This is a genomic window from Providencia manganoxydans (genome assembly GCF_016618195.1).
GTDB classification, from domain to species: domain Bacteria; phylum Pseudomonadota; class Gammaproteobacteria; order Enterobacterales; family Enterobacteriaceae; genus Providencia; species Providencia manganoxydans.
The window spans coordinates 3,772,830-3,788,281 of the sequence record NZ_CP067099.1 but is presented as its reverse complement, the minus strand read 5'-3'; the positions used below and the strand labels follow the sequence as shown (position 1 = coordinate 3,788,281).

The window sequence follows — 15,452 nt, the reverse complement described above, 5'->3', positions numbered from 1 at the left end:
GCCAATTCAATTATCAATTTTTCTATTTTACATTTTTTAATTAAAACTATATTTTTATATCTCAGTTGATTCTGTCTATATAACAATCTATCGAATCGGCAAAAAATGGAACAAACACCCCACTGAAATTATCTTTAATCTCCATAATGTTTTATATTTTAATAAATGAAGATATTTTGATAAAGGGAGCTATTTCTTTTTAAAAAGACGATGTTTATATAAAGTACTAATTAGCTGAAAAACAGACTGCTCGCTTTAAAAAACGATTAATAACGATTTAGCTCAAGGTGGTGTGCTGACTTCTCGATTAGGCAGCAAGTGTTCTGCGCAACTAAATCAGGGCACTTTTCTTAAGGAATTTTGTTCATACTCAATGGGGGACAGATCACCATTGGCAGTATGAAGCCTTTCTTGGTTGTAATAGCGCATATACGAAGTAACATCTTCTTTCATCTGTTTACGAGTCGGCTATGGGATTTTTAGTACCCAATCGTGCTTTAAGCTACCAAAAAATCGTTCTACAACGGCGTTATCCCAACAGGCTCCAACATCGGCCATACTTGCTCGAATACCATAACTTGTTAGTAAGTGACGATAGCGCTTACTCGTATATTGTGCTCCGCTATCACTATGAAAGAATAAGCCTTTTTCAGGCTGGCGTAAATTATACGCTTTCATCAAGGCTTTACTGACTAAATCTGCCGTCATTCGTTTATCAATGTGCCAACCCACTATACGGCGTGAGTATAAGTCCATCACGATGGCTAAATACATCCAGCCTTCCCCTGTTTTTAAATAGGTCACATCACCCGCCCACACTTCGTTAGGCGCATGAGGATTAAAATTTTGATTGAGCAAATTATCGGCTACGGCATCACTGTGTTTGCGTTTTGTGGTGACTTTATAAGCAACACGCTGAGTGACGATTAGATCAAGCTGAGCCATTAGCTTTTGAACGCCATAAGCACTCACGCTAAAGCCCTCTTTGCATAACCGTTTACGTAACGTTCTATAACCTAAGCTATTTCGACTCTGTTCAAAAATAGCTTTGGCTCTGCGGTACAGGCTAAGTTGTTCTGCGGAGATCAATTTTGCTGGGCGTTTAAGCCAAGCGTAGTAGGTAGAACGACTTATTTTCATTAACTTGCAGAGCTTCAACACGGGAAACTGTGAAGATAATTGCTTAATCGTTTTAAACGCTACTTGGTTTCCTTTAGCAGGAGGGCGCTGGCTTTTTTTAGGATCTCTTTCTCCATCCTAAGTTCTTTATTTTCTTTTCGAAGCCTTAATAATTCAGCTCTCTCATCGGAATTCAAGCTGCTACCTGATTGCTCAGCGTCGAATTTTGCTTTCCAGTTATTTCAGTTATAAAGTAATTTATCGGTGATCCCTAAAGAAGCTGCCGCTTTTGGGACGCTATAACCTTGTTCGGTGACTAATGCGACCGCTTCTTGCTTAAACTCAGTAGTATAAATTCTGTTTGTTCGTTTTTTCATTTAACACCTCAATAATTGGATTATATTCCATTATTAAAGTGTCCTGTTTGATTAAAGCAGATCAGAAATTAGTGAACTGTTTATCAATGCAGGGATAGCTAATTTCGAAAAACTCCCTGACGATATCGAAGCCTGTGGAAAATTTGCAAAACTGTTTAACACCTTTAACCAACATTTAGAAGCTGCCAAAATACAAGGTATGCGTTGGGATCATTCCATTATAGAAAATGACAATACCCATGAAATCACGCTAGCCATGAATAAGCACTTAAGTTCATCTTGGTTTTCGCTTGTCATCATAGGAAGGTAAGTATCTATTTAACAGCTTGATTAAATAAAAAATAACACCACAATAGCCATCTTTACGGATACCCGTAAAGATGGCTTAAAATAGAGTTTAGTTTGATTAACGTTCTAGATTATGGATGTTATTGGGGTACCACAGCATTCTTTATTTCCCGCCTTAAGGGATGAAAGCGGATTGAATCTCATTCTGTTATCCTATCTACCCACTCGTATGATAAACATATCCTCCACTGTGAAAAATTCCTCCTTGTTCAAGGTAAACATCACGTCCATAGCGTTCATAGTCAAAGTAATGGGATAAATGACCCAATTGTGCTAAATCATAAGAACCACTTTCTTCTAACCAGTAATAACCTAAATCATATTCATTATTGACTCCCGCTAATTGCTGGAAAGAATCTAAATTATTCGCTAAATGAATTAAATCATGGATTGAACTCGCTGAAGAACCGATTTCAACTGCCGCCTGATAAAGATCAATTTCATCAGGCGATAACATGGCTAATTGCGTGGCTAACTCGTTCAACTCATCTAAAAGACTGTATTCTGAAATGTAAGACGAAAGGCCATCAATTGAAGATTCATAGTCCGTCAAGAAATACTCTTCATACTGAATACCATCAATGCCAATCCGCATTAAGCAGTATTCTATTTCTTTTGAGGTTGCCGGAAGCTCAAGCCATTCACCAACCAGTTCACCTTCGTTATATTTTCCTAAGTTCGTAATAAAAACAGAAATCATTCCCGATTTTAGGCATGGGGAAGCTGTCGCTGTTATACACATATTCATGTCCTATTATTGATGTATTGTGATTTAATTAATGGCGATATTTTGATAAAGGGATCAATTTCCCTTTAGAAGATGATATTGATATAAAAAGCCAATCAGCTGAAAAACAGGCAACTCGCTTTAAAAATGATTAATGACGTTTTAGAGCAGGATAATGAGTTGCCTTACAGTCCCGATAACATGTTATGCTTTCTATCATGATTTCATTTTGCGCGGGTTAAAACGAAAAAAGCCCCTGTCCAATAAACTAGGGTCAGTTCATCAGGACAGAGGCTCTTGCTTTGGTGGAATATGGGTTACAAACTAAAATGCATTATAATAAAACTGTGTTCATGATTACGTTTTTAGGCATAAGCTATTTCGAAATCACTTTATTTTGGCTTTCCAAAGAATCCATGTAGTCGGCATATTACCGCATTACTTGACTTCTCGTATTGCAAATGGATCTCCTATATGACATCGTTAAAGTCTTAGTGATTCATTGGATTATTAAACTTGGCAAAATCAAAGGGGGAAATAGTTTGTTCCTGATTAGCATCCAAATAATCCGCCCACCACTGTACCATCAATCGCCTTTCCTCAATATGTTCTGCCTTATGAATATAAGCAGCCCTCACTGAGTTACGTTCTTGGTGGCTCATTTGCCTTTCTACTGCATCTTTCGACCATAAACCTGATTCAACTAATGAACTACACGCCATCGTTCTAAAACCGTGCCCACAAATTTCAGTCTTCGTATCATAGCCCATCACACGTAAGGCTTTATTGACTGTATTTTCACTCATGGGTTTAAAGGGATTATGAGCGCCCGTTAGGATCAATTCATGTTCACCCGTCCATGTCCAAATTTCTTTCAGTATAGTGATGGCTTGGTGGCTAAGGGGAACTAAATGCGGAGTGCGCATTTTAGCGCCTCTGTGAGAGAATTTAACTCCGAGTATAGGCTTTCGCTGAGCAGGAATAGTCCATAAGGCTTTATCGAAGTCAATTTCAGACCAACGCGCATAGCGAAGTTCGCTTGATCTAATAAATACTAATAAATTTAACATCACGGCTAGGCGAGTGACGGGTTGCCCTTTATAAGCATCGATACGGGCGATGAGTTCAGGTAGACGGTCAAGGTTAAGAGTTGGACGGTGTTGGCGTTGTACAGTCGTTACAGCCCCTGCGGTATCAATAGCAGGGTTATAGCCAATAATACCTGATTATTGCACCGCATAACGCATGACAGCAGCGATACGTTGCTGTAAACGCGCCGCTATTTCATAAATCTCTTTACTTTCTGCTGCACGGATAGGGATCAGTAGATCAGGTGTTTTGAGGGTAGTGATATCACGTAGACCAATGTATGGGAATACATGCGACTCCAAACTCTTTAAAACCTTTTCACTGTGTGATTCAGACCATTTTTTATTGCTGGCATGCCATTGTCTTGCGATGGTTTCAAAAGAGAGATTAGCATCAGAAGCTGTTTTAGCCACACGTTTTTGCTCACAGGGATCAATGCCATCAGCAATCAGTTTTCTGGCTTCATCGCGTTTAAGCCTTGCTTCAGATAAAGGCACATCAGGGTATAAACCCAAGGCTAAGGTTTTCTCTTTACCTAAGTGGCGATAGCGTAATCGCCAGTATTTAGAACCATTGGTGTGAATCAATAAGTGCAGACCTGCATCATCGGTTAATTTATAGGATTTCACATCGGGTTTAGCCGCCCGAATTTTAGCGTCAGTCAGTGCCATAGTGAGCTTCCTGAGAGATAAAGCGGGTACAAAATTCTATCGAACTAGTGTATACCCGCAATTGTACCCGCACAATAGGGTTGATGTGGGTAGGGTCGAGTAGAATTCAGTTGAGTTGAAACTTTGGGAGAGTGTTGATTTTAGCGGGCTTCACAAACAAAAACAGACGTCGGTTGACGTCTGTTGATAATAAGGTGGTGCCCGGACTCGGAATCGAACCAAGGATACGCGTTCTATACCAACTTTTTATTGATTAACAGTCGGTTACGTTTTCGCTTCGAGGAGCAATGTACCACTGTTTTGTACCATTTTTCAAGTTTTTTATGACCAGCTAGAGGTTATAATCTAGCTGGTGGTTAGGCATTAAATTACCTTTTTGATATTGGTGATATCTTCATTGGTTAACATCGTTTGCTGCTTGAGCTCTGCGAGCTGAGCAAGAAATGTCAGGTGATCGCCATTAAGTTTTTTATTGGTAATGCTTTTGATTAACTCGTTTTTCTGATAGTTAAATTCCTCTTCACTCAACATGTCGGCATTCTTTAACGCTGATAACTTTGTTAGTGTTGAGATGAATTCTTGGGGAGCAAACAGTTTTTCTTTACTTTTTTGTTTTTCCGTAAAGTAAATCATGCTAATCGAGCCGATGATTGAAGCAATTATTACGTAGATGCCTGTTGCTCCGTGGTATATTAAATTCCCCATACGGCGTGAATATTCATCAGTATCAAACAAGTTCATTGTTACAAAGGGATAAGCAGCTAATAGCATGATGACTAATATACATAATGTAATATATTTGTTAGGTAAACGCTTTCCTTTGGTTAATATATTCATGCCAATACCAATGGATATTGGAGTCGCAATTGATAGCGCATAGAGGACAATGCTATTAAATTCGTACATATAGAATAGTGAGACGACTACTCCAATGATAATGCATGCGATACCTTGGGCTATGTCAGTTTTTGCTCTTGATTCAATTGTATCAGCAAAGGCAGGGTAGAAGCTTGCAGATATGATTAATGAGGTAATGAATAGCAAAATTCTGACAAATACTGTATCAGTATAGAAACGATATGTGCTAAAGGTATACGCTCCGATTATTTCTTGAGTGTATAAGATTGAACCAATAGCAACTAAGCAGCCAATGATTAACAAGAGTTTTGAAATGTTTGTCATAAGTTAGTTTCCTGATGTTCTTACTGTTGCGTTGCTTTTGTTGATGTACAAGGAATCCAGCGATCACGAAAAAGTAAAAACATTTCTGACCTTCCTTTTTGGTCATGAATTTTTATTAACGTTTTGATGTAGTATTCTTTGTTTGCAAATATGGCGATTGGGTTATCTGTTGTTCCTTCGTAATGACTGAATGGTAGAAAAGGTAAACCTTCCATTGAGATTGATGATTGTTTAACATCGTCAGGTATTATCATGTCTAACCGAATACCATTTGTGCATACAAGCTTTATATTGACAGTGCTGGCATAGCCAACAGTGGTATACAATACAGCTAGTGTTAGGATGATTTTTAAGTACTTCATTACCTTTTTTCCAGTAAATCAGGGCGGTTTTCCCTGATGATTCGATAAATGCTAGTAATGCCAATGCCGAGTTGACGCGATATGTCCGGCTTACTGAGTCCAAGTTCAACCAGCTCAATGATTTCTTGTGATTTCTCCCTAGCCGTTGCTTTGCGGCCTATGTATTTGCCTTGCTGCTTAGCCAAGGCGATACCTTCGGCTTGACGCTCTAGCATGATTTCACGTTCGAACGTGGCGATGGCACCAATCATGGTTAACATCAGTTTGCCCGTAGGCGTACCTGTATCAATGCCGATGTTCATAATGAGCAGTCGGACTTGTTTTGCTTCTAAGTGGTCTGAAATCTCCAGCAGATGCTTTGTGTTGCGTGCTAGGCGGTCGAGCTTGGTAACTTTCACCGTGTCGCCTTCACGAACGTAATCAAGCAATGCCATGAGTTCAGGGCGGTTGTCTTTTGCACCGCTGATGATCTCTTTGAACACTTTGTCGCAGTCTTGTAATGCGTTGAGTTGTGCATCTAAGCTTTGGCCTCGTGTGGATACACGGGCGTAGCCAACAATAGCCATTATTCCCTCCAGACCCTGCCAATAGAGCATGCTAAGATGTGTAAACATGCCAAAACCGCAAACAAGGGTTTTGGCAGGCCTGTAAGCCTTGTTACACTGTTCATTCGGTGGGGTGCCGTTAAGGCATGCTTATTGGTAGGTGTGATAATGAAATTTGAGTTAGGTTAGTAGTAACTTGCGGATATCACTTTTAGAATGTGAAAGGCTGCGGTGATGAGTCCTTTAATGAAAGCAGTCAACAGAACTGTTTTCATACCAGACCTCTTTCAGCCAGAGAAACTGTTTTACCACCTGCAACAATGATGTGATCGAGTAGAGTGATATCGAGCAGCTTCATTGTCTCTTTTAATGTTCGGGTTGCTGCAATGTCGCTTTCTGACGGCGTTGGCGTACCAGATGGGTGGTTATGGGCACAAATGATGTTAGCAGCGTTAAGTTTTAAGCCTAACTTGCCAATCTCTCGGGGAAAAATGCTGGTGTAGTTAATGGTGCCGTTGAACATTTCAGCGTACTGAATCACCTGATTCTGACCATTAAGAAAAATCACAGCAAAGACTTCTTGCTCTTTATCGCCAAGGTGGACGGCTAGAAAATCTTCGGTATCTTTTGGGGATGACAGCTGTTCTGTTCGGTAAAGCTGTTGCGATAGGTACTCACGGACTTCGTGTATTTGTTGCTTCATGATAAGCTCCTGATTGTTGTTTCAAGGAGCTTATACCGGTTGTTAGGGCAATTATTGAGCAGGGTTGCCCCTGCTGGTAGTTATGAAAAATATGCAGTTAGAGCATCTGAGTTAAGTTTAGATAGCTCCTAATAATTCTTTAATATGATAATCAGAATGAGGGCTTAGGCGGGGATATTTAGTCGCCTCTTCTTCTGTTATAGGAAAATCATTGTTGAATATGTCAACTTTATAGCATGAGTTTTCAACTCCGTAAGAAAAGTATATGTCGTCCATATTCATAGGCGTATAGTTATTCTGATGTCCAATGATCCTCCAGTCACTATTGGGATATCCTTTTCTATCAAATAACCCGTAAGTATCGATTACAACGGGTGCGATTTTTCTGTTAGATTTTTTTATGTCGTCTTCGGTTATGGATGGACTAGATGAAACGAAATCCAAAATCTCTACTACATGGCCTGTCATGATTTTTGAAATGATGCGTCCAAACCCATATGTTTCATTATTTAGTTGAAAACAAAAAATATCTCCGGGTTTAACAAACCTCAGCATCGTTCGTGGTTTTTTATCCCACCCCCAAAATTTAAAATCACTCATTAGCATTTTCCTCCGACTTTTCCAGAACTTCTTGTTTTACTGTCATAAGCTTCTCTAAAAGCATCGGCACGCGTATCAGCACGGTTATGGTCAAATGAGTTGTATTTATTCCCTCTGTTAGTTGACGATATATCTTCACCAATAATTCCAGTTCGCGTACCGTATTTTTCTATATAATACTGTTCGTAACCGCGGGCTTGACCATAGTTAATATTTCTATCTAGAATTTCCATGTGTGCCCCTGTCGTTAGCCTACCTGTACCGGTATGTTCGATTGCTCGCCTATTAATATCATTAGTAATGCCAACATAATAAGGTTTTGTTGCCCCCGGGTCATATAATCCATAAACATAATATCCGGGAGCATCAACAGCAGTTAACCCCCAAGGATCAATCCAGCCCAACGGATTAGGTGCATACTGATATAGATTTATCCCACCCAATAACCCAATCGGGTCAGGCATGATAAATCGGCCTATCTGTGGGTCGTAGAATCTAAAGGTATTAAAATGTAATCCCGTTTCAGTGTCAAAATACTGTCCGGCATAGCGTAAGTTCTGCTCGAAGGACTCCATTTTACGTTCAGGGTCGGAGTAGAAACTCAATGGGCTACTGCGAACAAAACCGAAGCGTTCATATTTCCCTGACCATACCGTATTGCCTTGTGCATTGGTGACATCAAGTGGTGCACTGTTAATGTCGCAGTGGTGCCAGTAATAACGGTAGCCTGCGGGTTGCTTCACGATAACGGCGAGTGGGGTATAGCTGCCGTGCTCTTCGTAGCAATAGGTTTGGCATTTACCCGTATTGATATCCTGTTCTTGCAGCAACCGTAGTCCTTGCCACACAAAATGGGTTTCATGTCGTTTCAGTGTGCCGTGAGCTCGTGACTCAACCACTTTATGAATCCGGCGACCCAGTGCATCGTAGTGATACTGAGCTTTCATGTCACTGGTCTGGGCGATAACTAAACGGTTATCCCCATCATACTGATACGTTTGTTTGACTTGGTTGGGATTTTCGCGTGAAATCACGTTACCATAGGAGTCATGGCGATATTGCCAGCCTTGGAATTGAAGTAGCCTATCCCCTTGTGGGCTTAGGGCAGGCGTTGATGGCGTTTGAGCCTCGATTTCTGATTGAGGTCGCTCTAACAGATTATCCGCACGGTCATAGAACAGCATGGCGTCCATGTTTTCGCCACTAGCAACTTTTTTCAGTCGCTGCTCAGAGTCATATAGATATTCCACCCAGCCCCGATAATGGTCCTCCATCGCGCCAAGGTTATCTTGCTCATCATAAAACCATTTTCGTGATGAGGTAACACCGTTGAGTGGATGCTGTTTATTGCGTGAGCTGAAGGTGCTTATTGTCCGCCCCAGCTTATCGTACTGTCGATATTGTATCAGAGTACCTTGGGTACGGCTGATTTCACGGTGCAGGTCATCTCGTTCAAATTCGGTGATTAAGTGTGGCGTACCCTCAACAAGGTGATTGATGGCAGTGGCATGTCCAGAACCGTAATAGAGCCAGTTTAGGCTGTCACCTTGAGGTAACGTCAGACGACTCAGGTTATTGAGTTCATCGTAAGCAAATTCGACGATATCATCGCCCGTTTGTTCACGGGTAATACGCCCAAGTGCGTCGTAGGTAAAGTGAACTTGGTTCGCTTGCAAGCCCATTTCAAGGCCGAGTTGATTCGGTTGCCTCGACGCCACCAACAGGCGGTTTAGGCTATCCCACTGGTATTGATAGCTATCGGTGAAGGTTTCTCGTTGTGCAAGGTTACCGGCGGGGTCATACTGCAACAACACCGTGCGAGCAGGGGAAGGGAACACGCGGTCGCCGAGGCGAGTTTCCTCGGCTAAACGGCCGAAATTGTTATAGCGATATTGCAGCAGCGTATCATCCGGTCGGATTTCCTCGATGAGTCGGCCTTCGGCATCACGGTTGAGTCGGTAACGTCCGCCATTGGCGTTTTCAATTGAAATTAAGGCACCTTCAGCATTGTAACGGTAGTGGATATGCCGAGCGAGTTTATCAATTTCCGTTGTGACGCGACCGAAGGTGTTGTATTGCCATTGACGCGGCGTATTATCATTGCGTTGGTGATGGGTGAGGAGCCCTGCGGCATTCCAAGCCAGTTGCACGGTGGACTCATCGGGTAACACGATGCGCATGAGACGCCCCGCCTCATCGTAATGATACTCTGTAGCTTCCTGCAAGGCGTTGGTTTGAGAAACAACACGCCCCTCATCATCATAACGCCAAGTATGTTGTTTGCCCGAGCAGTCGATATGACGTAATATTTGCCCCCGCTTTGTCCAAAGAAACTCGCTGCGGCCTTGTTTGGCATCGATGCGAGCAGTTGGCCTTAGCGTACTGTTAAAGTCATAGCGGTATTCGGTGGTTTGCTCCAGAGGGGAAATTTCTTTGATTAACCGCCCAAAGCGGTCATAGTCTAAACGCGATTCAGTGCCATCAGGCCAAAAGACGGTGATAAGGCGTTCGCGTTCATTTTGATATTGCCAGCGGGTTTGGTTGCCATTACCATCGGTTAAACTGAGTAATCGCCCGAGTTCATCCCACTCACTGGTTTGGGTGTGCCCTTCGGCGTTGCGACAGCCACACGGTAGCCCGAATTCATCCCACAGCAGTTCGGTTTGGATGCCGGTACGGTCAGTATACTGAATAATCTGATAGTCATCATTGAGTTGCCAAAAGGCGGTTGTGCCATCGTGCCAATACGCGGTTCGTGTGAGGTTGATATCATCGTATTCGAGGCGGTAACGCTCCCCTTCACTGGTACTGTTCTCAATCACACGCCACAGATTATCGTCGGTAAATTCCCAGCGGTATTCACTGCGTAAACCATATTTATCGGTATGCCACGCCATGATACCAGCGTCTGTCCAGCCAAATTGGCGGTAAGGGTGCTCGGTGTGCTGTTCGACACGCACCAGTTGAGCGTGCTCGTTATAAAAATAAGCACATTGACGGCGTGCTTGATGGGCATTCACCTGATACACGGCAGTGAGGCGTGATACCGTTTTCTCTTCAAGCTCAAAGGATTGATATTCACAAGTGATATTCAGGTCACCGCAACCGGTAATTTGAATCAGTTGATGCTGCTCATTGTAGTGGAAACGCTGCTCGTTACCCACATTATCAACAATATGGCTTAAGCGGCTATGGCCTTGGGCATCAAAAGGGGAGTAATGGTAACGTAGCTCTCCCGCATCCTGAAACGTCCAACTGTCATCATCATTATGGGTTATCCAACCTTGGGCAGCCTCACAAAAGCTGCGGTGTCCGTGTGGGATGTCTGGAAATGGGAGGATATCCCCCGACAGGTTTTGCCAAACAAAGCCGTCTTCAGTTTTTATTAATCGGCTTTCCCAAAAAAAGCTCCAGCCTCGACCCAGCACACCGTCATAGCAATAGCTGCTTAAATAATTGCGTTGCCAGTAAAGTGGTAATTCAGATTCATAGGTAAAATCCAGCTCCTCTTCACCGTTTAATACTTTTTGCCCACCAATGACTTCGACAGGACGAGTGAGTATACCGAAGGTGCCAATACCCAAGGATAGACCTGTAAACGCTTTACCAAATCGGCAGAAAAAGCGACCGATTTTGGCACTGCCCGGTAATTTATTCCACAGCTTCGCCACTGCACCGGGGCCTTTTGCTGCCCCAGCACCAAAGCTTAAAAAGCCGGCGAATAACATCGTGAGGTCAGAGGCGGTGGTGAGCCAAGAGGGAATTTCAGGTTCAATATCTTCAGTTGCTCGCGTACCGCCACCAATTCTGACATTGGGGGAGCCTCCCATCACCGTCGCATCACAGGTGGTCTTATCACCGACCCGAGAAGCGGGAAACCCATTGATATACACCGAGCCAGAGCCTTCTGCCATTTGACGGAGGCTATTTTCTTTGTCACAGTTGACCTGACTCCGCGTGGAGATAGCAGCGGGTTTACCATTAATGCGAACATTGCGTGAGCCGGTTTTGATTTCCCCACTGGGACTTAACGATTTAGACCCCGTTTCAACGCACTTATCCCGCACCCATTCTGCCAGCAGCCCTGTACCATAGCCGACCGCCAGTGAAGCACCAATGGCAAGCACACCAACCCCAATACAGCTTGCAGCAATACCAACGCCCATTAAGACACCGGAAACAACGGCACCGCCAATGGCGATAGCGGCACCTAATACCGTTCCAACGAGCATGCCCCACATCGATTTGGAGTGACCGATGATATCCCCGACTCTGGCGGCTTCTGGCATGGCAATTACCCTCTTGGTTGAAAACTAAGTAGGAGGGTATTCATCCATGCCCATTGCTCATCATTAAAGGCACTAGGCGATGACATTGTAAAAATCAGGGTTTGGGTATCACTGAAAGGGTAAACGGCCTGAATTTGATAGACTTGCTGCTTTTTGTTCGGGCGGTAGCGTGAACTAATAAGGTGACCGTGAATACCATTGTCACCGAGCACCGAAGGCTTTTCTTCAAGGAGTTGCCAATCTTTCAAGGAACGTTGCAAAAGTTGCTTTTGGCGAGCAACATAGTCATCAAAGGTTTCATCAGCGGGTTTATCATCCCGAGAAATGTTAACTGCATTGCCAGTGGGGGAAATCAGAATGTTGACAGTTTGTTCTTTGTAGCCCTCAGGCAGGCTGATGCTCCCTTCCGTGAATAAACAACGTTGTTCCATGCGAATGTTCCCTTTTTCCTGTTGAATGAAATAGCTAGGCTTTTTGAGCATTGGGCAGTTATCAAAACGGTCATAAATGTACAAAATCAGGCCGTTATTGATCAAAGAGCGTCCATAAGCTAAATTATCTACAGTTTTTTACCATTGTAAACCTAAAAAGCCCATTCCATTGGAATTTATTGAGGGTAATACCGCTTAACGTGGGGAGAAACCCGCCTTGGTGGCTCCTTTGGCGGGTGTCTCTTTATTGACTTGTATAGAAAAAGAATTGAGTGCCGATTTATCAGCATTTTTATAAACTTTCCATAGAGAAAACTCACAGAAAAAGTTTACTTATATGCTGTTTAATCGGCACTGAGGTTTTAAACAGAAAAGATTGAACTTTCTTTACTGATCACAGAGCCTAGCTCATGGTCAATCAGAGCGATACCCCGAAAACTGGCCTTATTGTTACGGCGGATCTTCTTAAAGCCACGCTCAACCATCTTCTTCGTGAAAATACGTTGCGTCATTCGCCATTCGTTCCCTTCACTGGCAAAGCTTAGAAATGCACTGTACAGATCACTGGCAGCGGTGTAAGCATCCGGTTCCAGCCTGCAACCTTCGAGGAATTCACCGATGAGGTCACTTTCTTGGCGGTACTCGTCGTTAGCCGCAATGACCGCCGCAGGGAGTGAGCGTTTAAGGCCTTCGGCATGCCATGCCTGTACGCCTGCGAGTGCCCAGTTTAAGATGCCTTGCATCTCTCTGCTTAATTTTACGGGTAACTCAGGATCAATCTGTGCTGCCGTGAAGTTTGCTGCAAAAGGAATTAAGCACATCCGACGCCACATACCGTGAGACGTATCATAAATGGTGGGCTTGTGGTTGCCGATAATTACTAGGCTGAATTGCGAATAAAACTCCAGCTCGTGCTTACCGTATACCTGCCTAGCAACTATAATATCTCCGCCGGTCATGCTTTTAATGAGCGTGTCATCAAGTCGGCCATTTTCGGGTAGTTCATTGGCAACGACTAACCGTTTCCCCGGCAACTTGGCTAATGAGGCATTAGGACCTCCGCTGTTTTTATTCATCATGAGGACGTCACTGTTTATCTGTGTCGCATAGCTGCCCATCAGTGACTGAATAACCTGAATGAACGTCGATTTGCCATTGCTGCCGTGACCGTAGAAGAAAAACAAGAGCTGTTCATCTGTTCGGCCTGTTAAGAAGTAACCCACCAGCCGTTGCAAGAAGCTAGCGAGTTCAGTATCGCCGACGGTGATATCATTAATGAATCGCTCCCATGTTGGGCATTTTGCATTTGGATTGAAATCAACTGGCGTATAACGTGTGATAAAGTCACGACGGCGGTTCTCACGGTATTCACCCGTGTTTAAGTCTATAACGCCGTTGGCGACCCCGAGTAACATAGGATCAGCGTCAAGGTCAATTGTACGCACTTCCAATTTAGGCTTCACCAATTCAATCATCGCCTTTAACTTCGGTAGGTTATGAAGTTGTATGGCTGCTTTTATCAGTTGAGTACCTTTGGTGTCGTCGTCTGCAAGCACGTTATGACCTTCTGCTAGCATGTCAGCGGCAACTTGCTTGGCATACTCCATGACCTGAACACCAGCCGGCTTCCATTGATGATCAACAAAATGGATGAAGCTGTCAGTTTCACGAACAAAGCGTAAATCATGACCAAACAGACGGGCAAGACGGTTAGCGTTACCCACGTCATTGAAGCCCTCGGCACCGCAAGCATTGGGTAGCTTGATAACGGGCGTTTCTGTTAGCGGTATAAATGTTTGCTCAGCGTCGAGTGCTCTCCAATCGCCACCTTCACGAATAAACTCATCAATATCACTACCACGTTCTGGCACAATGTAATGCGTTGCGGATGGGAATTTAGAGCGGTATCGGTCACCAGCATCATCATTATCAAAGTAAGTATTGATAGGACGCCCCAAAGAATTGATATAATCAACTTGCGACTGGCTAAGTGAGCCAATAGACGCAAGTACAGGGGCAGTATATCCTGCTTCAATTAGCGTCAAGGCGTCATTTTCACCTTCCACAAGGGCAATCGTTCCGGGCTTTTCCAGTGTTTGCTGCCCGTACCAATGCGCTTCTGGCAACCAGCATTTTTTCTTTTGCTGAAACGTGAAGGCCTTTTTCTGGTCTTTAAAGGTAAAACGAACGATCCTTCCATTGTGAAAGTGCGGGTAGACATATACCCCAGCAGGGACGAAATCAACCATGCGACCATTAACTTCACGAAACATGCCGGTAGCTAAGAGGGTTTCATCATCATATTCACCGGAGAGCGTGGCGTAACATTGCCCATCTGCAAAACCGATACGGTGTTGCTCAAGCAATCGCGGTGAGTGTCCACGTTGCTCAACTTGATAGTCTAATGCTTCGTTAGTCAGATTTTGGGCATAGTACAGGGCAATATCCGTGAACACGCTTGAAATCAAGTTATGATCTCGGCTATCTTCTTCGACTCTGATTTCTACAGGTGCAATTGATGGAATTTCACTCGTGCTAGTGAGATAGCGAGCAGCTTCAACGACATCCGTTAGCCCTTTGAGTTTCAATACTAAGTCAAGTACACCTCCGTGCTCTTCGCAAGAATAGCAATGGTATTGGTTAGTATCACTATGGAACCGGAAGGCACTTTTATGTTCGCAGAACGGGCAGGTCTTATCTTCTGGCTCTAGAATGTTTGAACCACAAGAAATGGTATTGATACCTGTTATTTGTGTGAAAGTATTGCTTATTGAGGTGCTGCTATTTAGAAGTTTAAAATCATGCTTAAGCATAATGTTAATCTCAAGCCACATCTTTTGCGGTGGCACACAATGGAAGGCCGTGGAACACCTTCCGGATGGAGTCGAACTCCATCATCAGATAAGCTTACTGAGCTATGGAAGTAGATTACTTTCTTGCTATCTTGTTGTAAAGCCATATTTTTATGCCTAAATGCCTCAACTTTGAATTTGTTAGATGGGTGCTGCA

General features: G+C 43.4%; 9 protein-coding genes and 2 pseudogenes. All 11 read right to left on the bottom strand.

Annotated features, from left to right (window positions below; translation table 11 throughout):
- Positions 1-336: 336 nt before the first annotated feature.
- Positions 337-1,496 (bottom strand): annotated as a pseudogene (locus tag JI723_RS17210) (IS3 family transposase).
- A gap of 505 nt (positions 1,497-2,001) precedes the next feature.
- Positions 2,002-2,586, bottom strand: coding sequence for an antirestriction protein ArdA (locus tag JI723_RS17205; protein ID WP_319067118.1), 585 nt, complete (start codon positions 2,584-2,586; stop codon positions 2,002-2,004).
- Between the two features lie 476 nt (positions 2,587-3,062).
- Positions 3,063-4,331 (bottom strand): annotated as a pseudogene (locus tag JI723_RS17200) (tyrosine-type recombinase/integrase).
- A gap of 363 nt (positions 4,332-4,694) precedes the next feature.
- Positions 4,695-5,513: a hypothetical protein gene (locus JI723_RS17195; RefSeq protein ID WP_283126766.1), complete on the bottom strand. Its 819-nt coding sequence runs from the start codon at positions 5,511-5,513 to the stop codon at positions 4,695-4,697.
- A 20-nt stretch (positions 5,514-5,533) separates the two neighbouring features.
- Positions 5,534-5,875 carry a hypothetical protein gene (locus tag JI723_RS17190; RefSeq protein ID WP_196993107.1) on the bottom strand — a complete coding sequence of 114 codons (342 nt, stop codon included), beginning with the start codon at positions 5,873-5,875 and terminating at the stop codon, positions 5,534-5,536.
- Positions 5,875-6,441, bottom strand: coding sequence for a recombinase family protein (locus tag JI723_RS17185; protein WP_154610426.1), 567 nt, complete (start codon positions 6,439-6,441; stop codon positions 5,875-5,877). The genes JI723_RS17190 and JI723_RS17185 overlap by 1 nt, the downstream gene beginning before the upstream one ends.
- 250 nt (positions 6,442-6,691) lie before the next feature.
- The gene (gene radC, locus JI723_RS17180) at positions 6,692-7,123 is read right to left on the bottom strand and encodes a RadC family protein (RefSeq protein WP_337979591.1); all 432 of its coding nucleotides are present in this window, start codon (positions 7,121-7,123) and stop codon (positions 6,692-6,694) included.
- A 117-nt stretch (positions 7,124-7,240) separates the two neighbouring features.
- On the bottom strand, positions 7,241-7,723 hold the full coding sequence (locus tag JI723_RS17175) for an immunity 26/phosphotriesterase HocA family protein (RefSeq protein WP_336194458.1): 483 nt from the start codon (positions 7,721-7,723) through the stop codon (positions 7,241-7,243).
- A complete protein-coding gene (locus JI723_RS17170) occupies positions 7,723-12,012 on the bottom strand; it encodes an RHS repeat-associated core domain-containing protein (RefSeq protein WP_337979590.1) in 4,290 nt (1,429 codons plus the stop codon). The genes JI723_RS17175 and JI723_RS17170 overlap by 1 nt, the downstream gene beginning before the upstream one ends.
- Positions 12,013-12,017: 5 nt before the next feature.
- Positions 12,018-12,449 (bottom strand): DUF1795 domain-containing protein, encoded by a 432-nt coding sequence (locus tag JI723_RS17165; protein WP_337979972.1) that lies wholly within the window; start codon positions 12,447-12,449, stop codon positions 12,018-12,020.
- Between the two features lie 356 nt (positions 12,450-12,805).
- Positions 12,806-15,256, bottom strand: a complete 2,451-nt coding sequence (locus JI723_RS17160; RefSeq protein ID WP_337979589.1) for a phage/plasmid primase, P4 family — start codon at positions 15,254-15,256, stop codon at positions 12,806-12,808.
- Positions 15,257-15,452 lie beyond the last annotated feature (196 nt).